This is a genomic window from Rhodococcus sp. MS16 (assembly GCF_013277795.1).
Classification (GTDB): domain Bacteria; phylum Actinomycetota; class Actinomycetes; order Mycobacteriales; family Mycobacteriaceae; genus Rhodococcus_F; species Rhodococcus_F globerula.
This window is the reverse complement of sequence record NZ_VBTM01000005.1, coordinates 1,031,303-1,055,157: the sequence shown is the minus strand read 5'-3', so window position 1 is coordinate 1,055,157 and position 23,855 is coordinate 1,031,303. Positions and strand designations below refer to the sequence as shown.

Genomic DNA, 23,855 nt, shown 5'->3' with positions numbered 1-23,855 from the left:
GATTCTCCTTTGCGTTTGATGAGAACACTATTCTCTTTTTTAAACGGTCGCAATATCCTGGCGGACCAAAAACTTCTGAATCTTGCCGCTGGCCGTCCGGTGGAAGTCGTCCACCTGGTGCAATTCCTCCGGCCACTTCTGTTTTGCGACGCCGGCTCGGTCGAAGTGAGCGCGGAGTTCGTCCATCGTCGGCAAGCTGTGGCCGGGCAGCAGGCGCAGCACCGCGGCAACGTGTTCGCCGAGGCGCTCGTCCGGGGCGGATACCGCTGCGGCTTCGGCGACTCCCGGCATCGAGAGAAGGATTTCCTCGACCTCGAGTGCGCTCACGTTCTCGCCGCCGCGAATGATGATGTCGGACTTGCGGTCCGTGATCGTCAGGTAGCCGTCCTCGTCGATTTCACCGATGTCCCCGGTGTGGTACCAACCGTCGGCGTCGAATGTCGCGTCGGTGAGCGCCTGGTCGGTGTACCCGATGCAGAGATCGGGTCCACGGCTGAGGATTTCTCCGTCATCGGCAAGCCGGATCTCCGCGCCCTCCATGACATTTCCGTCGGTGAACAACCGCTTGTCTTCCGGGGCAAGGTGGCTCGATCCCGTGATCGACGGATGTTCGGTGCTCCCGTACGAGCGGAAGACGGTGATGCCGAAGTCGGCCAGTCTTCTCGTGACCGCCGCGGGGACGGACGAGCCGCCGAGTCCCGCATATTTCATGCACGCGAGATGTTCCGGCGTGAACTTCGGATGATCGAGCAGGCTGGTGAGGAAGTAGGTTGCGCCGCCGCCGACGGTGAGTTGATCGCTGGTCATCAACTCCAGTGCCTGTTCCGGATCCCACGCATCGGTGAGGTTGATCGGGGAGCCGTCGACAACTGGAATGAGGAAGGCATTGACCATGCCGATGAAGTGACCGACCGGGGCCGACGTGAGTTGCTTGCCACGGTCTTTCGGGTACAGGCCCAAGAGCTGGCGGGTTTCGTGCCCGAGTGTCTGATGGCTGTGGATGACGCCCTTGGGAGCGCGCGTCGTGCCGGAGGTGAAAGCGATGAGCACGGCGGAAGTGGGGTCTGTGTCGATGTTCTCCGCCAGTGGTACATCGCTGAGCAGATCTTCGAAATCACGTCCGACAACTCCGACGACGGGGATGTTCGCGCACAGATCCGGCTGGTACTCGGTGCGCCCGAACTTCTCGGCCGTGATGAAGACCTTCGGCTTCGTCTCGTCGAGTATGTAGGCAACTTCCTTGCGGCCGTAGAAGTGAACGATGGGAACAACCGTTGCGCCGAGGAAGGTCGAGGCCCAGAAGACCGCTGCTGCTTCCATCCAGTTCGGAAGCTGGAACGCGACGACATCACCCGCGCCGACGCCCCGTTCGCGCAGGCCGCCGGCCAACCTGCGTGCCACCAGGTCCACGTCGGCAAAAGTTCCGGTCCACGGACGGATCTTCGAGTGGATACGAAATTCGGTGTCGGGGGCGGCAGCGAGGCCTCGGGTGAGCATCGTGCCGATCGTGTCCTGAGTCCACCAACCCTCTTCGAGGTACCGGGTGGCAAGCGTGGTGGGAATGTGCCGCATATGAGCTCCAATGCAGGTAACCGGGCCGCTCCTAGGCCGAACTGCGGCACGAGACGGGAGCGGTCGAACTGGCTTCTGCCAGTCGTGAATATGTTATTCTCACAAAACAAGAATGCCAATATCGTAACGGAGAACATCTTGGTTATCGTTGAAATGGACGGCGAGTTGGCGATCATCACCATCGACCGTCCACAAGCACGCAATGCCATCGCGCCGGAAACGATGGACCAATTGGACGAGGCACTCGACTCGGTTCGCGGGGCCCGCGCCCTGGTGATCACCGGCGCTGGTGATCGTGCGTTTGTCTCCGGTGGCGATCTCAAGGAACTGGCCAAACTTCGGACGCTGGAACAGGCGGCGGACATGGCCCGGCGGATGCGGTCGATCTGTGACCGCATCGCACAATTCCCCGGACCCGTCATCGCTGCCTTGAACGGGCATGCGCTCGGCGGCGGCGCCGAAGTTGCCGTGGCGGCAGATATTCGAATTGCCGCGCACGACATCAAGATCGGCTTCAATCAGGTGAGTCTCGGAATCATGCCCGCGTGGGGTGGAGCCGAGCGGCTTGCCGCACTTGTCGGGCGCGGTCGGGCATTGATGCTGGCCGGTTCCGGAACGATCATGGGTGCTGCTGACGCAGAATCGCTCGGACTCGTCGATCGCGTCCTGCCCCGAGAATCCTTCGACGAGGGCTGGCGCTCACTGGCGAAGTCTCTTGCCAACGCTCCGGCCGAGAGCATCAAACGGGTGATGTCCGGGGTTGCTCCTCCCGAAGCTATCGACGCTTTTGCGCGCTTGTGGATTACCGACGAACACTGGGCAGCAGCAGACCGGGTTATGAACCGCAACAAGTGAACTGAAATCCTACGAGTGCGTGCGAATCGGTGCCGCACTTTCCGACCAGTTACGGACTCCACATGACTTTTGTGATCACTCAACGATGCTGCAACGACACCAGTTGCGTAGCGGTGTGCCCGGTCGACTGCATCCGTCCGCGGCCCGGAGACCCCGGATACACCACCGCTGAGATGCTGTACATCGATCCGGACACCTGCATCGACTGCGGGGCATGCGTCGACGCGTGTCCGGTGGATGCGATCTACTCCGAATACGATCTCAGTGAGTCGATGAGTCGGTACACGGAGATCAATGCGGCGTACTTCGAGCAGAATCCACTGGACACCGATGACGTTGCATTCCCCACTCCGCCGAAACGCCCGTCAGCGGATCTGCCTCGAATACGTGTCGCGATAGTCGGATCCGGTCCGGCAGCCTGCTACTGCGCTGCCGAACTGCTGGCGCGGGGATCAGTGGAGGTCGAGATGTTCGACCGCTTGCCCTCGCCTTGGGGGTTGGTGCGCAGTGGAGTTGCGCCGGATCATCAGGAAACCAAAGGCGTCGTGAGTGTCTTCGGGTCTTCGTTCAAATCGGAGTCGTTTCAGTTCTACCTCGACGTCGAAGTGGGCAAGCATATTTCGCACGACGAGCTACTGCGGCACCATGATGCCGTGATCTATGCCGTTGGCGCCGCAACCGATCGCAAGCTGGGCATCCCCGGAGAATCATTGCCCGGCAGTCATTCCGCGACGGAATTCGTGTCCTGGTACAACGGGCATCCGGACTTTTCGGATCGTGAATTCGACCTTTCGGGGGAGCGCGCGGTTATCGTCGGAAACGGCAACGTGGCACTCGATGTCGCGCGTGTTCTCACGTGCGATGTCGACGAACTCGCAAGAACCGACATTGCTGACCACACGTTGGACGCCCTGCGCAACAGCAATATCCGTGAGGTTGTTGTTCTCGGACGACGAGGCCCACTCCAGGCCGCGTACTCCGCCCCGGAGTTTCTCGCGCTGGGTCACCTGAACGGTGTCGACGTCGTGATCGACCAACAGGACGTCGTGCTGGACGCGGCAAGCGCAGCAGCCCTGGATGATCCCGATGCGCTGCTGTCCGACAAACTCAAAGTTGACCTTGCACGTGAGTACGCACAGAAGCCGGCGAACGGAGGCAACAAGCGAATCGTCTTCCGGTATCTCGTCGCGCCCAGCGAACTGCAGGGCACCGACCGCGTCGAATCGGTGACGTTGGTGCACAACACACTTGACGACGACCTTGCGGCATCGGCGACCGAGAAGGTCGAGACACTGGAAGCGTCGCTTGTTCTGCGATCGGTGGGATATCGCGGCGAACCAGTCGCTGACGTTCCGTTCGACGAAGCACGGGGAATCATTCCCAACCATCAGGGCCGGGTGGACGGCGCAGTCGGCGTCTACACCAGCGGCTGGATCAAACGGGGCCCGCGCGGTGTGATCGGCACCAACCGCGTCGACGCGAAGGAAACCGTCGCGCAACTACTGGCAGACTTCGACGCCGGATTGCTGACCGCGCCTGAACTCGACCGGACATCCTTGGTCGAACTGGTGACGGAACGTCAACCCGACATGATCGACAAGGCGGGGTGGGCGGCCCGGGACGCACAAGAGAAGGCGGCCGGTAAAGCTGCCGGCCGCCCTCGCATCAAGATCACTGCACGGACTGTAAGTCGTTAAGGGGGTTACTTTCCGGAACCCAGGACCGACGTGGCGTCGGCGTAGCGCTGCGCCACGTCGTCCCAGTTGATGACATTCCAGTATGCCTTCACGTAGTCGGCCTTGACGTTCTTGTACTGAAGATAGAAGGCGTGCTCCCACATGTCGAGCATCAGGAGCGGAACAATGCCGATGCTGATGTTTCCCTGCTGATCTGTGAGCTGCTCGATGATCAGACGCTGACCGATCGTGTCGTAGGCCAGTACGGCCCAGCCGGAGCCCTGCAAAGTGGTTGCGACCGCGGAGAAGTGCGTCACGAACGCGTCGAATGACCCGAAATGTTCGTCGATGGCAGCAGCCAGTTCTCCTTCAGGTCGCTCATCACCGTTGGGGGAGAGGTTCTTCCAGAAGATCGAGTGATTGGTGTGGCCGCCGAGGTGGAAGGCGAGGTTCTTACTGAGTTGCGGAGCCTTGGCTGCGATCGTGCCGTCTTCTCGTGCGGCGGCCAACTGCTCGATTGCACTGTTTGCGCCGGCGACGTAGGTCGCGTGATGCTTGCTGTGGTGCAGCTCCATGATCTCGCCTGAGATGTGAGGTTCGAGGGCTGCGTAATCGTAATCGAGCTGGGGCAAGACGTATTCGGTCATTGTGGTGTGCCTTTCGATCGGTGATGAGTCGCTGGGGTGAGATGGTGGTACGCCCGGTTGTGGTAGACGAGTGGGGAGAGAACACGCGTCGGCGCGATGACCTCGACAACTTCTGCCGTGACGATGAGCGCCGAACCACAAGCGGTGGCGCCGAGTGGGACCGCGCGGAGAGCATGTGCCGTTCCGTGGAGGAACGGTTCACCGGTCGACAGGAACGACCAGTCCATGTCCGCGCCGAATCGGACGGCGCCACGCGTGGCAAATGTTTCTGCCAGCTCTACATTGTCGGAATGCGCAAGGTGAACAAGGAAACTGGACGCGGCCGCGATCGCTGCAGCAGATCCTCGCAGGGATTGTAGTGAGAACGCGAGTACAGCGGGGTCGGCACTGATCGACATCACCGACGACGACGTAATCCCGACCGGGCCGTCTTCGCCGGCGGCAGTGATAATGGCGACACCCGCAGGATGTCGACGGAAGGCATCGACAAAAGATTCACGGATCGACGGTTCCGGTATCGAATCGGTATGCGGTCCAACTAGTTCCGTCGTCACGTGAGAGTTCACCTTCCGCTACTCGGGTAATTCCGCCGATGCACGTGGCCTGTGCTGTATTGACGGTAAAACCTCGAGCGCGCTTGAGATCAAGGTGATGTGACGGGGTTCACCGTCCTAGCTTGGCGGCCAATCTCTTGATGTATTCCACAACGTCGGTGGGAGCGGCGTCCGGCGTGCCGAACATTGCCTCGGTAACTCCGATGCTCTCCCAGTGAGCGAGCTTGTCCGCCTCGGGCTTTCCGGCGAGGACGGTGATTTCAGGTTCGCCGACTCGACCGGCTTCGGACCAGATCTTGCGAAACAGCTCTACGTTTTCCTCGATCTCTTGCTGGATCGGCGTCGTGATCCAGCCGTCGGCGGACTGTGCGATCCACTTGAAGGTCTTTTCGCTCGCACCGGCGCCGAGGAGGATGGGTGGACGCGGTTTCTGTACGGGCTTGGGCCATGCCCAACTGGCCCCGTACTTCACGAACTGGCCCTCGTAGGATGCCTCGTCCTTCGACCAGAGTTCACCCATTGCTTCGAGGTATTCGCGCAGAGCCGTACGACGTTTGTTCGGGGGTACCCCGTGATCGGCGAGTTCCTCTGCATTCCAGCCGAATCCGACACCGAAGACAACACGTCCATCGGACAGGTGATCCAGCGAGGCGATGGTTTTTGCCAGAGTAATCGGATCATGTTCGAGGGGGAGTGCCACCGACGTGCCCAGGCGAATGGTGTTGGTGACCGATGCTGCAGTGCCGAGCGCAACCCAGGGGTCGAGGGTGCGCATGTAGCGGTCGTCCGGAAGTTCCGCGGATTTGGTCCCCGGATGATCCGACGCCCGTGATGCCGGGATGTGCGTGTGCTCGGGAACGTAGAAGGCGTCGAACCCGGCAGCTTCGGCGGCAACGGCCGCATCAGCAGGGCGAATGCCGCGGTCGCTGGTGAACAAGCTGACTCCGTAGCGCACAGGCTTCTCCTTCGATGGTCCGTCGAAAAACTGTAACTTGTTGCAGGTTCGTTCGGGGTGGTTTTGGGCCTTCGGCCCTGTGCGCCTTTCTGGCAGTCGGCGCTACCGAAAAGGCGCACGGGGCGAAGCCCTACCCTGCGCGTCTGCCGCTACATGGTCACGTCGATAATGTGAAGGAGAACGTGCAGGACACGAGGAACTAAGGAGTGGTCATGGCAACTGAGGTGGAGTCCGGTGACCTCGTACAGGCGGCCGACCATGCGGGTCCGTGGACGGTAGTCGAAGTTCGGCAGGGTATGGCGTTGCTCGAACATGGTGACGGGCACAGGCTGTCGCTACGGACGACCAGTCTGACTGTCGTGCGTAAGGGTGGCGGCAAGAAGATCGCCCCCGCCGAAGGTGCTTCCGACGAGAGCGTGTCACCGACACTGTTCGACTGACGGTCAGGGCATATCGAACGGTGCCGCGTATTTGAACGTGCCAACCTGATCTGGGGTGTGCGCAGACAGGGTGCGAATCTGGAAATGGGCACCCCATTCGGCTTCCGGTGATTCGATGCCCACCTTCGTGCTGGTCACAAACCCGAACCGTGGGTAGTACTCAGTGCTGCCCAGTAGTGCGAGCAACGGCACGTCCAGAGCGTCCGCTGCACCGATGACCGCGTGCATCAACGCAGAGCCGACGCCGGACCGTTGGTTTTCGGGTGTCACTGCCAGCGGGCCTAGGCCCACAGCCTCCACCTCGCCGACCCATCCCCGGGTTCCGATGACGAAGCCGAGAATCTCGCCGTCTGCCTCGGCCACCAGGGACAACTTCGGCAGGTACTCGTCGGACGCAAAGAGTTGGCGCGTCAGTTCGATTTCGTACGGCGTTTCGCCCGGCGGTGCCTGATCCGCAAATGCAGCGTCGAGAAGTGAGTAGACGGTGTCACGGTCGGACGGGCATTCGCGGCGGATGTACATGGAGTACGAAGCTACCCGAGGTAGCTGCCGTCGTGCGACTCTATATTCCGCGTTCACCAACTCTTTGGCTCGAAATACTCAGTGATGCAATGGCTTTCTCAATGGCATCATCGCGACAGCAGTTCGGTGATCGATGTGGGTATCTGGCGGTATCCGCCGAATCTGATGCGTTGGCAACCGTCGAGTTCGGCAAGAACTTGGGTTCCCCCGGAGCCGTCAGCTCGACGGAGATCGATCGACGCCACCTGTTGCGCGATCTGATCGCAGGGTGGGGCGATGGGTGCTGTGGACGCTGCGTGCATCAGGTCAACACTGTCTGCCAATGTCAGGCGGATATGCGAGGACCCCTGGCCCAGGTTGTAGCGGCATACCTGCAGTCGGCCGACGTCGTCGACGGGTGTGGCCAACGGACTGTCGAGAGGTGAGTATCCGGTGTTCTCGGAACGCACTGATCGCTCGACGTCGTCGGGGGTGGTGAGATCGAACAACGATCCGATCGACGTTGTGCAGATTCCCGGTTCGTCCGCCGATATGGCGTCGATCGGGTGCTGCTGACGGCTGACCTCATGCAAGGTGTCCAGCGTTTCGAGAGGTGCGTCCTGGAATCCGCACGGCGCTGACGGCCAAGCTGGACGAAATGCGTTACCCGACGCGTCGACGAACCATAGGCCGACGGGGACGATTTCCCGTATCGCGCAGTCAGCAGAGATGTTGTCGCGGAACCGGTGCGAGTCGGTTCGGAATGCTTCGACTACTGCAGATACGTCGCCTTCAAGGCGAACCGCGTCGATAGTCAACCCACCGGCGGCGTTTTCCCCGCGTTCGCACCGGATGAGCGCTACCGGTTCGAAATCCGATGGCGGATAGCCGGGTTCGGTTGTTGGCGGGAATTGTGAATCCATCTGAGCGAGCCCGCTGAGTGGTCCGGAGATATCGGGTGTAGTGCATTCCGCATGGTCGACTACCGACGCCACGGCAGGAGTGAACGCGACGCTATCTCCGCGCACGGAAAGGTACATCGCTGCCACTGCGAACACGCTCACCGCGACAATGAACGTGACAGCCAGGAATTTGCGCATTCTCAGATCAGGCCGGCGCGTTCGAGGAATGCCTTGGCGGTTACGGCATTCGGAAAAACGGCGCTCGAGGTGATGTGGAGCCCGCTGTCGGAGTTGGCGTACTCCGTGGTGCTGACGGCGTCTCGATACTCGATGCGGGCGGCTGCGGTACGCGAGCGGTTCTCAGTGATGAGTTCGGGCCGCTCGTTCTCGCGCCAGTCGACGAGTGTTTTACCAGCTTCGGTCTGGTTCACCCAGGTGATGAAGACGATGTTGTAGTCGGTTGAGACGCTCTGGGCGAGAGCTGACCCGGAGTCGACCGTGCAGAGTAGGTACAAGTCGCCGGTCGAGTTGAGCGAGCCCGGCGAGCAGATGCTCGCCTCGGCAAGGGCCGGCGGGAACGTCCCGACGATGGCTTCGGCGCTGTTGTGGGTTCCACCATTCGTAGCGGTGGGTGATCCTGATGCGGTGCCGGCTTCACGGTTGTCACCGCCGAGTGAGAGGACCGCGGAGATGACTACGCCGACGGTGGCGACTCCCATGAGTGCGGACCGGACCAACAACCCGCTTCGCGTTTTCGCCGACAGGGTAGTTGCTACTCGCGTTCCGAGTGGTGCCATCGCTGCATTATTCATCACGAAATTCTGGATGCGGGCACACGCAACATATTTGCCGCACGGTGCAAAGACGATCGGGCATACTCGAGTGACTTGGAGCGAGTCGATCGTGGAGAGGGTGACCGACCATGAAGAAGGACGCAGCAGGGGGTACCCCCTCGGAATTGATCGACGCGAGGATCGAGGAACTCGGTGACTGGCGAGGGGAGATGCTCGCTCGGATCCGGACTTTGGTCAAGGAAGCCGACCCCGATGTGGTCGAGGAGTGGAAATGGCGTGGAGTTCCGGTGTGGGAACACGACGGCATTCTCTGCACCGGTGAGACGTACAAGAAGGCTGTGAAGGTGACGTTCTTCAAGGGGGCCGCATTGGATGACCCGACGGGAATGTTCAACTCCAGCCTCGAAGGCAACACCAGGCGCGCTATCGACTTCAACGAAGGCGACACCATCGACGAGAAAGCCTTCACGGCCCTCATTCACGCCGCGATTGCGCTCAATACGGCATAGGTGCTCTAGCTCAACAGTGCTCGGAGCATTCCGCCTATTTCGACAACCGCCGCACGCGATCGGGCACTGGGGCCGAGAACATTCACGAACCCGTGGATGAATCCGGGATAGCGCCGCGCGACAACGCGAACTCCGTTGTCGCGCAGCAGCTGTGCGTATGCTTCACCTTCGTCGCGCAGTGGATCGAATCCAGCTGTCACCACAATTGCCGGTGGAAGATCGTTGTGGCTTTGGGCACGCAATGGAGACACCCACGGGTCCAGCCGATCCGAGTTCTCGCCGAGGAAACTGCGCTCGTAGAAGTTCATATTTGCCTCGGTCAGAAAGAATCCTTCGCCGAACGTCGTTCGGGACGGCCTTCTCTCGTGAAAGTCGGTGGCCGGATAGATCAGCAACTGGGCTGCCGGTGACGGATATCCGTCATCGCGGGCGCGGAGTGAAACAACAACCGACAGGTGCCCACCCGCGCTGTCGCCACCCACCGCAATGCGAGCAGGGTCGACGGCGAACTCGGTTGCCCGAGAAACAATGTCGAGGTACGACGCATAGGCATCGTGTACCGGTGTGGGGAAAGGGAATTCGGGTGCAAGTCGATATTCGACAGCGACGATTCTGGCCCCTGAGGTTTCAGCCAACAGTCGGCACGGTGCGTCATGTGATTCGAGATCACCCTGAACCCAGCCGCCGCCGTGGAAGAACACCAGCAGTGCCCCGGACTCGTGGGTGGGCACGTAGAGGCGAGCGCGAAGTGGGCCGTCGGCGCCTTGTACGGAGATGTCTTCCGTGTGCGCCGACGCCGGTCGGCCGGCCATCAACATCGCCGTTCGCGTCAATTCGGCGCGCGCGGCGGAAAGTACATGTGGCTCCGACGACAGTGCGGGCCGTGGGCGTGCCTTGGCGAGAGTCAACAACATGTGCGCGTCGGCGTCGAGAGTGTGCCCGTCTCTGTGCACCGGCGGTCCGGTGATGCGGCGTTTTACGGCTGCAGGCAGTGCGAATGCTGCTGCAACCAGGCCTGCCTCGGCGAGGCCCCGAACTGTGCGATCACTGGCGCTGTTCCACGATTCCGGCACGTGGCGCACACTACCAATCATGAGTACAAAGGCACTGTCGATCACGCGGGTCGACAACACACACCTCGTTCAATGTGGGCACGCAAATTGGGTTCTCGTCGAGGAAGGCTCCGATCTCACTCTGATCGACGGTGGGTATCCCGCCAACGGCGGTGACGTTGAACGGTCGATCGAGCAGATCGGTCACAGCATCGGCGATGTGCGCGCCGTGCTTGTCACTCACGCCCATATCGATCACATCGGCGGGATCGCGGACATACTGACCCGCCACGACCTACCGGTATTGATGGACCCGTTGGAAGTACCGCATGCGCGACGCGAATACCTGCAGCAACTCGGGCCGGTCAAAGTTCCGTTACTGCTGTGGCGCCGGGGCGCGCCGAAGTGGCTGTTCGACGTGATCGGCGCCGGCGCGCTGAAGGGAGCGAAACTGCCTCAGGCGCAGGCTTTTGCGGAGGGTGGTGCTTTGGATGTTCCCGGCCGTATCGTGCCGATTCCCACGCATGGGCATACCGATGGACACAGTGCGTACCTGATTCCCGGTGCCGGCGTCGTTGCTTCGGGTGACGCTCTGGTGACTGGCCATGCCACGTCCCGGCAGACGGGGCCGCAGTTCCTGGTGTGCCCGTTCAATCACCACCGGGAAGCAACGGACGAGGCGTTGGACGCCATTGCGGAAACCCCGGCCGGTGTCATTTTCCCGGGGCACGGGCCCGCGTACGAGGGGACGATGACGGCGGCAGTCGAGCAGGCCCGCGCGGGCCGGACAAGGATGCGACCATGACCACCTTCGAGACCGTCGACCGCGGTGAGCTGCAAGGATTCCTGCATCGGCCGGATACGGACCCGATCGCGACCGTGGCTCTGACACACGGTGCCGGAAGCAACTGCGACACCGTGCTGCTTCGCGCTGTTGCCGAGGGTTTTGCCGAAGCCGGAGTACAGGTTCTACGATTTGATCTTGCCTACCGTGTTCGTCGGCCGAAGGGGCCACCGCACCCGTCCCGTGCCGCCGAAGACCGATCGGGAATCGCTGATGTTGTTGCGACACTGCGTAAGGACTACCCGAGCGATGGACCTCTACTTCTCGGTGGACATTCGTACGGTGGACGCCAGTCCTCGATGGCGGCGGCCGAGAACCCTGGTTTGGTGGATGGGCTGATCTTGCTGTCCTACCCATTGCATCCGCCGAAGAAGCCGGAGAAACTGCGCACCGAGCACCTTCCGGCACTGACCACCCCCACGGTGGTGGTCCACGGTTCGAAGGACGAATTCGCGACGACGGACGAGATGCAGTCGGCACTTGACTTGATCCCCGCAGCAACGACGTTGGTGGAGTTCGACGGCGCCAAACACGACCTCGGGGTAACCAAGTTTCCCGTGGTCGAACAGACTGTCGCGGCGGCATTCGGGCTCTTCGGAATCAGGCCACGCTGACGCCGGTTGCTCCTGTCGGTGGCACCTGGTGAGATCGAACTATGAGTGCCCAGCAATATCAACCCAGTGCCCTGTCCGACGTGACGGTCACCGTCGACGGCGACGACACGGTTGTCACCTTCCCGAGAACGTTGCCTTATCCCGTGGATCAGGTGTGGGCGGCGGTGACCGATCCGGAAATGTTGGCGCAGTGGACTCCGTACACGGCTGATCGCAACTTGGGCAGCGTCGGCGAAGTGGTCATCGCCATGCTGTCGGAGGAAGGCGATCCGGAGATGTCGTTTCCGGCGTCCGTCCGCGTGGTCGACGAAGCTCGTCGACTCGAACACGAATGGGGCCCGGACGAATTGATCTGGGAGCTCACTCCGGTCGAGGGCGGAACCAGGGTGGTTCTGACGCAGCGTTCGCGCGCCGAGGGAATGGCGTCCGCGTTGGCTGCAGGGTGGCACCTGTGTTTCGACGTTCTCGACGGGCTGCTTGCCGGTTCGCCGTTCGGTCCGATCGTGGGAGCGAAGGCACGCGAGTACGGCTGGGACGATCTCAACTCGCGCTACGCCCGTCAGTTGGGGATCGAGGAATCCGAAGTCTGGTAGCGCGTCGATGCCCGCACGATCAGTTCGACCGGCAGCTTTACAGATTCGACGCTCCGTCCTGCCATGAGGGCGAGCAGATTCTGCACCCCGGTTGCGCCGATCTTGCGGGCGGGTGAGCGAACCGTAGTCAGTGGAACCGGAAGTTGCGAGACCACGGGAATGTCGTTGTAGCCCACCAGCGCAAGGTCGTCCGGAATACTCAGGCCCAGATCGCGGGCAACACCGAGAACGCCGATGGCGATGGTGTCGCTGACTGTGAAGATGGCGTCGGGACGCGTCGGGGTGCTCAGCAGTTGTGTTGCTGCTCGAACGCCGCCCTCCACTTCGAAATCGGAGGCAACGATCCGGTGCGGCGGTAATTCCAGGCCTGCTTCGGCGAGTGCGTCGCGGAATCCGGCGACGCGTTCGCGCGAGGTGCTGGCGTGATCCGGCCCCGCGATCACGCCGAGGTTGCGATAGCCGCAGTCCAGCAGGTGTCTGCCCGCGAGGTACCCACCGCGGCGGTCGTCGCCGCTGACATAGGGGAGCCCGACGTCGATGTGACGGTTGAGGAGCAGAACGGGGAGCGAACGGATGGGGAGCGAACTGACAAAATCGGTGCCGGGCAGGTGGATGCTGCTGAGCATGAGGCCGTCGACCTGACGGCTGATCAGGAATTCGACGGCTTTGCGCTGGGCATCGAGATCGTCGGGCGGGCTGGACAGCAGAACCGAATAACCGGCTGCCGTCGCGGCTTCCTCGATGCCGCCGAACATGGTGGCGACGACGCCATCGGTGAGTCTCGGCATGACCACACCGATCGTTGTGGTCTTGCGCGTTCGTAGACTTGCTGCCCACAGATTTGGCTGGTAGCCGAGTTCTTCGGCGACCTGGCGCACACGCTGAGCCGAGTCCGACCAGCCGTCGACGGGTTCGGGTTGGCGCAGGACGCGCGATGCCGTCGAGATGTGGACGCCCGCCTTGTCTGCGATCTCACGCAGCGTCGGTGGGCGTCCGCTGCTGCGGGTCGACGGGTCCGGCGACATCAACTCGGGGGCTCCTGAGACTCATTTCGGGGATTGACGTGATGCTAGGTCGGTCCCTACTCTAGGTGATGCAAACGATTGCACAATCGTTCTCGCATACCTGATGAATCCCGTACGTACATCCTTGGAGGCAACGTGAACACGCCGCAGTCCCTGTCCGAACTGTTTTCCATCGACACGCTGCTCGACGCCGAGGAAATCGCGATCCGCGACACGGTGCGCGCGATGGTCGACAGCCGTATCCGCCCGAACATCGGTCAGTGGTTCGAGGACGCGGCACTGCCGGTGCGCGAGTTGGCTCAGGAACTCGGATCGTTGGGTGTGCTGGGAATGCACCTCGAGGGATATGGCTGCGCCGGAACGAGTGCAACCGCCTACGGTCTGGCGTGCCAAGAACTCGAAGCCGTCGATTCAGGTATCCGCAGTCTGGTTTCCGTTCAGGGTTCGCTGGCGATGTTCGCGATTCACCACAATGGCAGCGAAGAGCAAAAGGAAGAGTGGCTTCCGCGGATGGCGGCGGGCACGGCCCTCGGCTGCTTCGGTCTCACGGAACCCGACTTCGGTTCCAATCCCGGCGGTATGCGCACCAACGCCAAGCGCGACGGTGACGACTGGATTCTGAACGGCACCAAGATGTGGATCACCAACGGATCCGTCGCTGACGTCGCCGTGGTCTGGGCGCGAACCGAGGACGGTGTGCGCGGATTTGTAGTTCCGACAGACACTCCCGGGTTCTCGGCCCCCGAAATCAAGAACAAGATGTCGCTGCGTGCGTCCGTTACCTCCGAACTCGTGCTCGAGGATGTACGACTGCCCGCGTCTGCGATGCTACCCAAGGCCCGCGGACTGTCCGGGCCGCTCGGTTGCCTCAACGAGGCCAGGTTCGGCATCATCTTCGGCTCGATGGGCGCTGCCCGCGACTGCCTCGAAACTGCCATTGCCTACGCCCGTGATCGACAGGTTTTCGACAAGTCACTGGCGGCTTACCAGCTCACGCAGGCCAAGATCGCCGACATGGCAGTCGAATTGGGTAAGGGGCAGTTGCTCGCGATTCATCTCGGACGCCTCAAGGATGCCGACACAGTACGTCCCGAGCAGGTCAGTACCGGCAAACTGAACAACGTGCGTGAAGCCATCAAGATTGCCCGACAGTGCCGAACGATCCTGGGCGCCAACGGCATCACCTTGGAGTATCCGGTCATCCGTCACGCCAACAATCTCGAATCCGTGCTCACGTACGAAGGCACCTCCGAGGTTCACCAGTTGGTGATCGGCCGGGCACTGACGGGTGAGGAAGCATTCCGGTGACAACGCCTGGCGCACTGGACGGACTGGTGATCGCCGACTTCGGCCGGGTACTCGCCGGACCGTACGCCACGATGATCCTGGCGGATCTCGGCGCCGAGGTGATCAAGATCGAGCGTCCCGGTGTTGGTGACGACACCCGCAGTTGGGGTCCACCGTGGGTGGGTGAGGAGTCGAGTTACTTTCTCTCCGTAAACCGCAACAAGAAGTCGGTCACGTTGGACTTGCGCGACGCTCAGGACCTGGAAGTTGCACAGGACCTGGTGCGCACGGCGGATGTTGTGGTGCAGAACTTCCTTCCCGGGACCATGGACCGGCTCGGATTGGGTTACGACGCTGCGCGAGAGATGAATCCGTCGATCGTGTACTGCTCGATCAGCGGATTCGGTGGAAACAACTCACTACCGGGATACGATTTGTTGATTCAGGCCGTCGGCGGGTTGATGAGCATCACCGGGCGGGACCCGCGCTCGCCTACCAAGGTCGGCGTTGCGGTGGTGGACGTCATCACCGGACTGCATGCCAGTGTCGGAATCCTTGCCGCGCTGCGTCATCGGGACCGGACCGGCGAAGGTCAACACGTCGAGGTCAATCTGTTGTCCTCCTTGCTGTCGGCACTGGTCAATCAGTCGTCCGGCTACGTCGCTGCCGGGGTGGTTCCGCAGGCGATGGGTAACCGACACCCCAGTATCGCGCCCTACGAACTGTTCGACACGGCTGATCGGCAGCTCGTCTTGGCGGTGGGAAACGATCGTCAATTCGCTTCTCTGGTAGACGTTCTGGGAATTCCTTCACTGGCGGCCGACGCACGTTTCGCGACCAACCGTGAGCGGGTTGCGCATCGCGAGGAACTGTTCGACGCGTTGACACTCGCGTTGGCGTCTCACACCGCCGACTACTGGTTCGAGAGATTGACGGCGCGCGGTGTTCCGTGCGGTCCGCTCAACAACATTGCCGACGCGATGGCGCTTGCCGACCGGTTGAACCTCGATCCGGTTGCCACTATCGATGATCCGCGCCGCGCGGCACCGATCCGGCAGGTGGCCAACCCGATTCGGCTCAGCGCCACTCCGGCCACCTACCGCACCGCGCCGCCGCGCCTGGGGGAGGATTCGGCTACACCCGCAGAACCAGCTTTCCCGTGTTAGCCCCTGCGAAGAGGAGATTGAGGCTGTCACCAAATGCATCGATTCCACCGTCGACGATGTGTTCGCGAGCCGTCAACTGACCGCTCTTGATCCACTTCCCGATCTGTTCCTGCGCTTCGGAGTACCGATCGAGATAATCGAAAACCACGAATCCGGCCATGGTTGCCCGGTTTACGAGAAGCGACAGATAGTGCGACGGGCCCGGCTGCGGCTCGGTGGCGTTGTAGCCGGCAATAGCGCCGCAGATGACAACGCGAGCGCCCAGACGCAGGCGGGAGAGTGCGGCGTCGAGGATTTCACCGCCGACGTTGTCGAAGTACACGTCGATTCCGTCGGGCGCCGCAGCGCGTAGGGCCTTGTAGACGGATTCGTTCTTGTAGTCGATCGAGACGTCGAATCCGAGTTCGTCGGTGAGCCAGGCGCACTTCTCGGGGCCACCGGCGATGCCGATCACCTTGCAGCCGTGGATCTTTGCTATCTGACCGACGAGGCTGCCAACGGCACCAGCGGCGCCGGAAACGACCACGGTGTCGCCGTCTTTCAGCTTTCCGACCTCGAGGAGGCCGAAATAGGCTGTCACACCCGGGAATCCGAGTGCGCCGAGCCAGGTGGGCATGGGTGCGATCGATTCGTCGACCCGCGTGACCTCGGTACCGTCGGAGAGCCCGTACTCGGCTGCGCCGAAGGCTCCGGCGACAACATCTCCGACCTTGAATTCGGGATGCTGAGATTGCGTGACGTGGCCGACGCCGTGAGCGCGCATGACGGAACCGAGTTTCACCGGCGGAACGTACGACTTGACGTCGTTGAGCCAACCACGCATAGCGGGGTCGAGCGAGAGGTATTCGACCTTGACGACAAACTCGCCCGGCCCGGCAACGGGGATGTCGGAATCGACGTATTCCCAGGTGGAAGCGTCGGGGAGTCCCGTCGGTCGGGCGGCGAGGCGTACTTGGCGGTTCGGCATGTGTCCCTCTCGGTTGAACAATTGAACTTGAGACCGGATTCAATATAGGCGATGTTGTGGTTACAGGGGAAGGGCTCCGAAGGGATCGAGACGGGTGGGTTATGTTCAGGAAATGAGCAACACGAGCGTCGAAGAGGCGCAGCAGGCGCCGGAGTGGTTCACGAAGGCGTTGTCGACGCCCGCCCAAACAGGCTCGGTTGATGTCGAGGGTGTAGCCGTACGATTCCGCGCCTGGGGGCCCGTCGGGCCGGGAATCGTGCTGGTTCACGGCGGCGCCGCCCACAGTCGGTGGTGGGATCACATCGGCCCGCAGCTGGCTGCCGATCGCCGAGTTGTCGCACTCGACCTGACCGGGCACGGAGACAGCGGTACTCGGGAGAGTTACGGACTGGCGATGTGGGCGCGCGAGATTGTCGAGGCTGCGCGAGCCGGCGGGATCGAGGGAAAGCCGATCCTGGTGGGGCACAGCATGGGCGGGATCATCTCGTTCGTGGCCGCGGACCTCCACGGCGACGAACTGGGTGGTGTCGTCATCATCGATTCGCCGGTGCGGGCATTGACCCCGGAAGAAGAAGCCAGCCGAAAAGAAAACGCCTTCGGTCCGAAGAAGGTTTATCCGACTCGTGAGGACGCGAAGGCGCGCTTCCGCTTTGTTCCGGCACAGGACACCGGATTGCCATGCATTCGAGACCACGTTGCCGAGACCTCGATGGAAGCCGTCGACGGTGGTTGGTCGTGGAAGTTCGATCCGAGAGTGTTTGTGCGCGAGGGTACGGGCAACGTCACCGATCATCGTCCACGTTGCCGCACAGCATATTTCCGAGCGGAGAACGGAATTGTCTCCGAGGAACTGATGGCCGACATCCGAATCCTGTTGGGACGGGAATCCATCGTCGCGGAGATTCCCGAGGCCGGCCACCATGTGATGATCGATCAGCCACTTCCGTTGGTAACCGGAGTGCGGACCGTGCTCGGTGCGTGGGCTGCGGCCGACAGATCGACAGCTCCGATCTAGGCCCGCGCGGCTGCTACGAATCTCTCGATCAACGCGTGGTCTTTGACCCCGCGCGAGGACTCGACGCCACTGGACACGTCGACACCCCAGGCTCCAGTGGCGTCCAGCGCGGCACGGACGTTGTCGGGGCCGAGACCGCCGGCCAGAATCCACTGACCAGCGGGCCTGGACTGCTGCTGCGCCCAATCCCAGGCCACTCCGGAACCGGCATCGGCTCCGTCGATGAGGAGTTCGTCCTCGCCCAGGTCGAGGCTGTAGCCGTCGCGAACCCGGCCGGAGACGACGGCACGAATCACCGTGAGACCCGCGTCGTGTAGTTGCTTCACCTGCTCGGGTGCCTCGAGATCATGGACCTGGACATACTTCAGCCGGGTGGACTTGGCGATCTCGAGGATCTGTTCGAGCGGGTTACCGAGAAACACGCCGACAGCTCTGATGGTGTCGGGAACTCGGGCAATGAGGTCGGCCGCAAGCTCGGTGTCGACTTTGCGGACGCTCTCGGCAAAGACAAAACCAATGGCGTCGACGCCGAGTCGGACGGCGAGGTCGACGGTATCGGCGTCGCGGAGGCCACAGATCTTGATGAAAGTCACCTGCTTCAGGGTACTAGCCGTGCCCGAGAACCCCTCGATCGTGGCGAACCCTCGATTACGGCTCTAGGCTTTCGGCGGACAGGCGTAGCGGCATTACGAGAGGCGACACGTGGACTGGCTCTACCGGACGAGTGTGATCTCTGGACCCGTGCCTGTGGTCCTGACGATTCTGGGCGTACTCGGCGGAGTGTGGTTGCTCAGCGGGAAGCCTCGGTGGTTCTACCGCTACGCGATCCCGGTGTGCGGTGTTGCCGCGCTGGTGATCATGGTGGCGGCGTGGATTCTGGTGGAGAAGGTGATCGTGCCTTTCCCTGATCCGATTGCGATTTCGATCTACGTGTGGATCGGTTTTGCCGTGTACGGGCTGTTGCTTCTCGGCCCGCGCATCAAAGCCGGGGGCAGTATCGCTAGCGCAGTGCTGTCCGTGGTGGCAGCGCTGCTGATGGTGCTTGCGGCGGCGGTGCAGATCAACCTCGAATTCTCCGCATATCCGACCGTGGGAATTGTGTTGGGCCACGACGATTTCGACCGGATCGAGCTCGCGGACGTACCCGGTCCGACCGATCCTGTTATCAGCGGTGATCCCACGGATTCGGTCTGGAAAGCCCCGGAAGACATGCCGAATCGTGGCCGGGTGACGACTCTGCCTGTCCCCGGCGCGATTTCGGGATTCACCGCGCGCGATGCCGAGGTGTATCTGCCACCGTCGTACTTCACGAATCCTCGTCCGCTGCTTCCCGTTCTGGTTCTGATGGCCGGGCAACCCGGAAGCCCGCAGGACTGGCTGCAAGGCGGGAAGATCACCGCCACAATGGATTCCTTTGCCCGCGAGCATTCCGGGCTGTCGCCGATCGTCGTGATGGCGGACGCCACCGGGACGCAGTTCGCCAATCCCTTGTGCACCGACTCGCCGGCAGGAAATGTGGCGACGTATCTCGCCAAGGATCTGCCCGCGGCAGTGACCTCGGCATTCCAGGTCGATACCGATCCCAAAGCCTGGGCCATCGGCGGACTCTCGTACGGCGGGACATGCTCGCTCCAGATGGCGACCAATTTCCCGGAAATCTACCCGACGTTCCTGGACTTCTCCGGGCAGGTCGAGCCATCGCTCGGTGATCGGCAAAGGACAGTCGATCAGATCTTCGGCGGCAACGAGGCCGCGTTCGAGAAGGTCAATCCGATGGACATCATGGCGAACCGGAAGTTCCCCGATTCTGCCGGGATCGTGGTGGTCGGAACCGACGACAACGACTTCAAGTCCGGGCAGCAGAAGATCTACGACGCGGCCAAGGCAGCGGGAATGAACGTCAAGTATCTGGAACTGCCCGGAGCCCACAGTTTTGTCGTGTGGTCGGCCGCTATGAAGCAGGAATTGGAGTGGCTATCGCAGCGGATGGGACTGATCGGCTGAGTTTCATCCACTCAGTTCTACCCCACCAATTGGAACGTGTTCTATATTCGGAGTGAGGCTGCTTTTCCGGCAGCCAACCGTTCAGCGAGTGGAGTGCACGCACATGTACGAGTGGTCCGACACCGACCTGATGTTCCGCGACGCCTTGCGGGGCTTTATCGACAAGGAGGTGCGGCCTCACGTCGACGAACTCGAAAGCGGAGCGCTCCCGCCCTTCGACATCATCCGCAAGCTGTACTCGACATTCGGTTTGGCCGACATGGCACGCGAGGGCCTCGAGAAATCATTTGCCCGTGAGCGCGGCGACGCACCAGCCGGTGACGGTGAGAAGGGCAGCGCCTTCAGCGGGGCCGGGAGCATGGGCGTCGTGCTCAACAGTGAACTGGCCGGGGTGAGCCTCGGCCTGGTCGCGTCGCTTGGCGTCAGCCTCGGGCTTGCGGCCGGAACAATCCGCAGCCGCGGCACCCTCGCTCAGAAGGAACGTTGGCTGCCCGGACTGGTCACCTTCGAGACCGTCGGCGCCTGGGCGATCACCGAACCCGACTCGGGATCCGACGCTTTCGGCGGCATGAAATCCTACGTTCGCCGCGATGGCGACGACTACATCCTCAACGGCAACAAGACGTTCATCACCAACGGACCGTACGCCGACGTCACCATCGTCTACGCCAAACTCGACGAAGGTGACGCCTCCGTCGACCGTCGTGACCGCAAGGTGCTCGCGTTCATCCTCGACAAGGGCATGGAAGGGTTCACCCAGAGCCCGCCCTTCAAGAAGATGGGCATGAACTCCTCACCCACCGGCGAGCTGTTCTTCGACAACGTCCGCATCACCAAGGACCGCCTGCTCGGCGAAACGGAAGACAGCGGAAAATCCGACGGAAAGTCCAGTGCCAAGGAAAGCTTTGCCGCCGAACGCATCGGCATTGCATCCCTGTCCCTCGGAATCATCAACGAATGCCACCGGCTCTGCATCGACTACGCGAAGTCCCGCAAACTGTGGGGCCGCGAAATCGGACAGTTCCAGCTCATCCAACTCAAGCTCGCCGAGATGGAAGTAGCTCGAATCAATGTGCAGAACATGGTCTTCAACGCGATCGAGCGAACCGCAGCAGGCGACAAGGTGACCCTGGCGGAGGCGTCGGCGATGAAGCTGTACTCCTCGCGCGCGGCAACCGAAGTTGCCATGGAGGCCGTCCAGTTGTTCGGCGGAAACGGCTACATGGCCGAGTATCGCGTCGAGCAGTTGGCCCGCGACGCGAAGTCGCTCATGATCTACGCCGGCAGCAACGAAATCCAGGTCACGCACATCGCAAAGGGACTGCTCGGCTAGTGTCGGCGCAGAAACGGAATCAACGACGCTAGAACGGCGTCAGAGGCCACGACGGCGCTGGCGTGGTCTGTGCCGTCGATGACAGACAACGAACAATCCGGAATCAGGGACGCGGCGTGCTCGGTATCGGGCCGCCGCTCCCGGTCTTTGGACCCGACGAACATCAATGTCGGAGTGATCATCTCGCGAAGCACGCTGTCGTCGATACCCGGTTCGACGTCGGACCGTCGCATGTACGCGGCCAAGGCGAGCGGATCGTTCCGACGAAATGCTGCCGCGGTCTGCGGATCAACCGGCTTGCCGCGCCTAGCGCCCCAGCCGTCGAGAAAGCCCTCGATCCCACCCTGCTCGAGGGCGTCGACGCAGCCTGGGAAGAACAGTGCGTCGAACGCGCCGGTCATGGGCCGGCTGCTCCCACCGCCGACGGTCAACGACCGCACTCGTTCGGAGTGCTCGATTGCCAACGACAGTGTCGCGCGCCCGCCGAACGAATACCCCAGGACGTGGGCGGGTTCGAACGGCGACTCGGTGTCGAGGATCTCGAGGAGATCGCCGACCACCAGATCCATCGCGTACGAATCGGGCGTGTGCGGCTTCTCGCTGCGACCGTGCCCGCGCATGTCGACCAGGATCATCCGGTACCGATCCTGCAGGGCTTTGACATAACCGAAGCCGCGCCAGATCGAATGTGACAGAGCACTGCCGTGAACCATCAGCAGGGGGATGCCCGTCCCCACAACCTGGTACGCGATCCGGGTTCCGTCAACGGGGTTTCTCGCGTCCTGCATCACCGATCCATTATGGACGTGTGAATGGCGTCATTGCCATTCGGGATCGATTTCCTGAATTCCGTTCTCGTCCATCCTGATCCACCGGGTGATGTTGATTTCCCGCAGAAACGGCAGATCGTGACTGACAACAACGAGTGCACCCCGGAAATCGTGAAGCGCTTGCGTGAGATGGGCAAGGCTGGGGAGATCCAGATTGTTGGTCGGCTCGTCCAGGATCAGGAGTTTGGGTGCGGGCTGCGCGAGGAGGATGGTCGCCAGCGCTGCCCGGAGACGTTCGCCGCCGGACAGTGCGGAGGCTGTCACGTCGGAATCCGTTCCACGAAAAAGGAATCGAGCCAGTTGGCCACGAATTTCCTCGCTGGTTGCGTGTGGCGCCGCCGCTGCAACGTTGTCCGCCACCGACAGATTTTCGTCGAACACGTCCAACCGCTGACGCAGTGCGCGGCAGGGGACGAATGGCTTTTTCTCCACCAGGGCGTCGAGAAGGGTTGTCTTCCCAATTCCGTTGGGCCCCACAATCGCGATCCGTTCGGGACCGGTGACATGCAGCGACACAATCTGGCCGCTGCGCAGCACGACATCCTCGAGCGTCACTACCTGCTGGCCCGGATGTACCTGTGTATCAGGAAGATCCAATCGTATTTCGCGATCGTCGCGAAGCAGCTTCTCCGCATCGGCAAGAGCGGACTTCGCGTCGTCGACCTTGCCGATATGGTTGACCGACAGTTTTCCCGCTGAAACTTCGGCTTTTCGCTTGCGGGTCTGCGCCAGGATCGGCGGTAGCCGCTTCTCGTCTTGAATCTTCTGGCCGTATCGCTTGCGCCGATCCAGTTTGGTTCGCGCCTCGATCAATTCGCGGTTCTGCTTTGCCAGATCGGTTTTGGCGTCGCGAACCGCGGCCAAGGCGTTTTCCTGTTCCGCCGTTGTCGCCTCCTGGTACAGCGAGTAGTTGCCGCCGAATGTCCGAAGATTGCCGCGACGCAGTTCCACGGTGGATTCCATGCTGTTCAACAACTCCCGGTCGTGGCTCACCACCACGACGGTGCCGGGGAATTGTTGGACAGCGGCATGAACCCGGGCGCGTGCCATCCGGTCCAGATTGTTGGTCGGCTCGTCCAGTAGCAGTACCTGCGGATTTTTCAACAGGGTCGCGGTGAGGCCGAGTAGCACCGTCTCGCCACCGGACAGCGTGCCGACGGTGCGTCCCAAGGCTTCGATGTCGGGTACAACGCGTTCGAGCCCAAGGCGGTGCAGCGTCGAAATCGCACGTTCCTCGATGTCCCAGTTGCCTTCGGCCACAGCGAAGTCTTTCTCTGCGCCCTCGCCGGATTCTATGCGGTGCAAGGCAATACGCAGATCACCGATATCCAGGATATCGTCGACTCGAACATTCGGGTCGAGGGTGATGTCCTGGCGCAGATAGCCGATCTCGCCGGAAGCGTGGACTGAACCGGCATCGGGTGTCAATCGACCGGCGATCAGGCGCAACAGCGTGGACTTCCCGGATCCGTTCAATCCCACCAGACCGATTCGGCCGCTGGGGAACACAAAGCTCAGACCGGAGAAGACAGGCTCGCCGTCGGGCCAGGTGAACGTGAGGTCGGACAGAGACAGAGAGGAATGAGAGTGGGTCATGTGAACTCCAGAGGGTGCGGGGACCACCCGGCTCAGCCGCAACTGATGGGTGTGGATGCCTTCGCGTAATGAACCTCTAGATGAGCAACGGCCCGTTTCCTGTTCGTCGGGGATGATTCGACGT

Annotated in this window: 25 protein-coding genes; 12 read left to right on the top strand and 13 right to left on the bottom strand. The window is 61.8% G+C overall.

What is annotated here, in order from left to right; all coding sequences use genetic code 11:
• Window positions 1-39: 39 nt before the first annotated feature.
• Window positions 40-1,572, bottom strand: coding sequence for an AMP-binding protein (locus tag FEZ60_RS17500; protein ID WP_033231756.1), 1,533 nt, complete (start codon window positions 1,570-1,572; stop codon window positions 40-42).
• A 90-nt stretch (window positions 1,573-1,662) separates the two neighbouring features.
• Between FEZ60_RS17500 and FEZ60_RS17495 the strand changes: the two genes are divergently transcribed.
• On the top strand, window positions 1,663-2,427 hold the full coding sequence (locus FEZ60_RS17495; RefSeq protein WP_045064706.1) for an enoyl-CoA hydratase/isomerase family protein: 765 nt from the start codon (window positions 1,663-1,665) through the stop codon (window positions 2,425-2,427).
• Between the two features lie 62 nt (window positions 2,428-2,489).
• Complete coding sequence (locus tag FEZ60_RS17490) at window positions 2,490-4,124, top strand: FAD-dependent oxidoreductase (protein WP_172936607.1); 1,635 nt, start codon at window positions 2,490-2,492, stop codon at window positions 4,122-4,124.
• A gap of 5 nt (window positions 4,125-4,129) precedes the next feature.
• Here FEZ60_RS17490 and FEZ60_RS17485 read toward each other — a convergent pair whose 3' ends face one another.
• From FEZ60_RS17485 to FEZ60_RS17475, 3 genes are all read right to left on the bottom strand, one after another.
• Window positions 4,130-4,750 (bottom strand): superoxide dismutase, encoded by a 621-nt coding sequence (locus tag FEZ60_RS17485; protein ID WP_172936606.1) that lies wholly within the window; start codon window positions 4,748-4,750, stop codon window positions 4,130-4,132.
• On the bottom strand, window positions 4,747-5,304 hold the full coding sequence (locus FEZ60_RS17480) for a flavin reductase family protein (RefSeq protein WP_092803254.1): 558 nt from the start codon (window positions 5,302-5,304) through the stop codon (window positions 4,747-4,749). Before FEZ60_RS17480 ends, FEZ60_RS17485 begins: the two co-directional genes overlap by 4 nt.
• Before the next feature lie 109 nt (window positions 5,305-5,413).
• The gene (locus FEZ60_RS17475) at window positions 5,414-6,259 is read right to left on the bottom strand and encodes a TIGR03619 family F420-dependent LLM class oxidoreductase (protein WP_172936605.1); all 846 of its coding nucleotides are present in this window, start codon (window positions 6,257-6,259) and stop codon (window positions 5,414-5,416) included.
• 212 nt (window positions 6,260-6,471) lie between these two features.
• On the opposite strand from FEZ60_RS17475, the gene FEZ60_RS17470 reads away from it, so the two are divergent.
• Window positions 6,472-6,699, top strand: a complete 228-nt coding sequence (locus FEZ60_RS17470) for a hypothetical protein (RefSeq protein WP_172936604.1) — start codon at window positions 6,472-6,474, stop codon at window positions 6,697-6,699.
• A gap of 3 nt (window positions 6,700-6,702) precedes the next feature.
• Here FEZ60_RS17470 and FEZ60_RS17465 read toward each other — a convergent pair whose 3' ends face one another.
• From FEZ60_RS17465 to FEZ60_RS17455, 3 genes are all read right to left on the bottom strand, one after another.
• Window positions 6,703-7,221: an N-acetyltransferase gene (locus tag FEZ60_RS17465; protein ID WP_172936603.1), complete on the bottom strand. Its 519-nt coding sequence runs from the start codon at window positions 7,219-7,221 to the stop codon at window positions 6,703-6,705.
• Window positions 7,222-7,328: 107 nt separating this feature from the next.
• A complete protein-coding gene (locus FEZ60_RS17460; RefSeq protein ID WP_172936602.1) occupies window positions 7,329-8,300 on the bottom strand; it encodes a hypothetical protein in 972 nt (323 codons plus the stop codon).
• 2 nt (window positions 8,301-8,302) lie between these two features.
• Window positions 8,303-8,914, bottom strand: a complete 612-nt coding sequence (locus tag FEZ60_RS17455; RefSeq protein ID WP_172936601.1) for a hypothetical protein — start codon at window positions 8,912-8,914, stop codon at window positions 8,303-8,305.
• Between the two features lie 110 nt (window positions 8,915-9,024).
• On the opposite strand from FEZ60_RS17455, the gene FEZ60_RS17450 reads away from it, so the two are divergent.
• Window positions 9,025-9,405 (top strand): DUF1801 domain-containing protein, encoded by a 381-nt coding sequence (locus FEZ60_RS17450; protein WP_033231749.1) that lies wholly within the window; start codon window positions 9,025-9,027, stop codon window positions 9,403-9,405.
• Between the two features lie 5 nt (window positions 9,406-9,410).
• Here the strand turns inward: FEZ60_RS17450 and FEZ60_RS17445 are convergent, their stop codons facing one another.
• Entirely contained in the window at window positions 9,411-10,478 is a 1,068-nt protein-coding gene (locus FEZ60_RS17445; RefSeq protein WP_346343375.1) for an alpha/beta hydrolase, read from the bottom strand.
• A gap of 19 nt (window positions 10,479-10,497) precedes the next feature.
• On the opposite strand from FEZ60_RS17445, the gene FEZ60_RS17440 reads away from it, so the two are divergent.
• Genes FEZ60_RS17440 through FEZ60_RS17430 form a run of 3 tightly spaced genes read left to right on the top strand, consistent with a single transcriptional unit; the run spans window position 10,498 to window position 12,508 of the window.
• A complete protein-coding gene (locus FEZ60_RS17440) occupies window positions 10,498-11,262 on the top strand; it encodes an MBL fold metallo-hydrolase (RefSeq protein ID WP_172936599.1) in 765 nt (254 codons plus the stop codon).
• Window positions 11,259-11,915 (top strand): alpha/beta fold hydrolase, encoded by a 657-nt coding sequence (locus FEZ60_RS17435; protein ID WP_172936598.1) that lies wholly within the window; start codon window positions 11,259-11,261, stop codon window positions 11,913-11,915. The genes FEZ60_RS17440 and FEZ60_RS17435 overlap by 4 nt, the downstream gene beginning before the upstream one ends.
• Window positions 11,916-11,956: 41 nt before the next feature.
• Complete coding sequence (locus FEZ60_RS17430; RefSeq protein WP_033231745.1) at window positions 11,957-12,508, top strand: SRPBCC family protein; 552 nt, start codon at window positions 11,957-11,959, stop codon at window positions 12,506-12,508.
• On the opposite strand, the gene FEZ60_RS17425 is transcribed toward FEZ60_RS17430, so the two are convergent.
• On the bottom strand, window positions 12,475-13,533 hold the full coding sequence (locus FEZ60_RS17425) for a LacI family DNA-binding transcriptional regulator (protein WP_172936597.1): 1,059 nt from the start codon (window positions 13,531-13,533) through the stop codon (window positions 12,475-12,477). The genes FEZ60_RS17430 and FEZ60_RS17425 overlap by 34 nt on opposite strands.
• A gap of 135 nt (window positions 13,534-13,668) precedes the next feature.
• On the opposite strand from FEZ60_RS17425, the gene FEZ60_RS17420 reads away from it, so the two are divergent.
• Together FEZ60_RS17420 and FEZ60_RS17415 are read left to right on the top strand one after the other, a co-directional pair.
• Window positions 13,669-14,841, top strand: coding sequence for an acyl-CoA dehydrogenase family protein (locus FEZ60_RS17420; protein ID WP_172936596.1), 1,173 nt, complete (start codon window positions 13,669-13,671; stop codon window positions 14,839-14,841).
• Window positions 14,838-15,986 (top strand): CoA transferase, encoded by a 1,149-nt coding sequence (locus FEZ60_RS17415; RefSeq protein ID WP_172936595.1) that lies wholly within the window; start codon window positions 14,838-14,840, stop codon window positions 15,984-15,986. Before FEZ60_RS17420 ends, FEZ60_RS17415 begins: the two co-directional genes overlap by 4 nt.
• Here FEZ60_RS17415 and FEZ60_RS17410 read toward each other — a convergent pair.
• On the bottom strand, window positions 15,955-16,953 hold the full coding sequence (locus FEZ60_RS17410) for an NADP-dependent oxidoreductase (RefSeq protein WP_172936594.1): 999 nt from the start codon (window positions 16,951-16,953) through the stop codon (window positions 15,955-15,957). The two genes, FEZ60_RS17415 and FEZ60_RS17410, sit on opposite strands and share 32 nt — an antisense overlap.
• 112 nt (window positions 16,954-17,065) lie before the next feature.
• Here FEZ60_RS17410 and FEZ60_RS17405 point away from each other — a divergent pair, with 112 nt between their 5' ends.
• Complete coding sequence (locus FEZ60_RS17405; RefSeq protein WP_172936593.1) at window positions 17,066-17,968, top strand: alpha/beta hydrolase; 903 nt, start codon at window positions 17,066-17,068, stop codon at window positions 17,966-17,968.
• On the opposite strand, the gene FEZ60_RS17400 is transcribed toward FEZ60_RS17405, so the two are convergent.
• Complete coding sequence (locus FEZ60_RS17400; protein ID WP_033231739.1) at window positions 17,965-18,561, bottom strand: phosphoribosylanthranilate isomerase; 597 nt, start codon at window positions 18,559-18,561, stop codon at window positions 17,965-17,967. The genes FEZ60_RS17405 and FEZ60_RS17400 overlap by 4 nt on opposite strands.
• 109 nt (window positions 18,562-18,670) lie before the next feature.
• On the opposite strand from FEZ60_RS17400, the gene FEZ60_RS17395 reads away from it, so the two are divergent.
• Together FEZ60_RS17395 and FEZ60_RS17390 are read left to right on the top strand one after the other, a co-directional pair.
• Entirely contained in the window at window positions 18,671-19,972 is a 1,302-nt protein-coding gene (locus FEZ60_RS17395; RefSeq protein WP_172936592.1) for an alpha/beta hydrolase-fold protein, read from the top strand.
• A 103-nt stretch (window positions 19,973-20,075) separates the two neighbouring features.
• Entirely contained in the window at window positions 20,076-21,305 is a 1,230-nt protein-coding gene (locus tag FEZ60_RS17390; RefSeq protein ID WP_095887026.1) for an acyl-CoA dehydrogenase family protein, read from the top strand.
• Here FEZ60_RS17390 and FEZ60_RS17385 read toward each other — a convergent pair.
• Window positions 21,302-22,093 (bottom strand): alpha/beta hydrolase, encoded by a 792-nt coding sequence (locus FEZ60_RS17385; RefSeq protein WP_172936591.1) that lies wholly within the window; start codon window positions 22,091-22,093, stop codon window positions 21,302-21,304. The two genes, FEZ60_RS17390 and FEZ60_RS17385, sit on opposite strands and share 4 nt — an antisense overlap.
• Window positions 22,094-22,123: 30 nt before the next feature.
• Window positions 22,124-23,731 (bottom strand): ABC-F family ATP-binding cassette domain-containing protein, encoded by a 1,608-nt coding sequence (locus tag FEZ60_RS17380; RefSeq protein ID WP_172936590.1) that lies wholly within the window; start codon window positions 23,729-23,731, stop codon window positions 22,124-22,126.
• Between the last annotated feature and the right edge of the window lie 124 nt (window positions 23,732-23,855).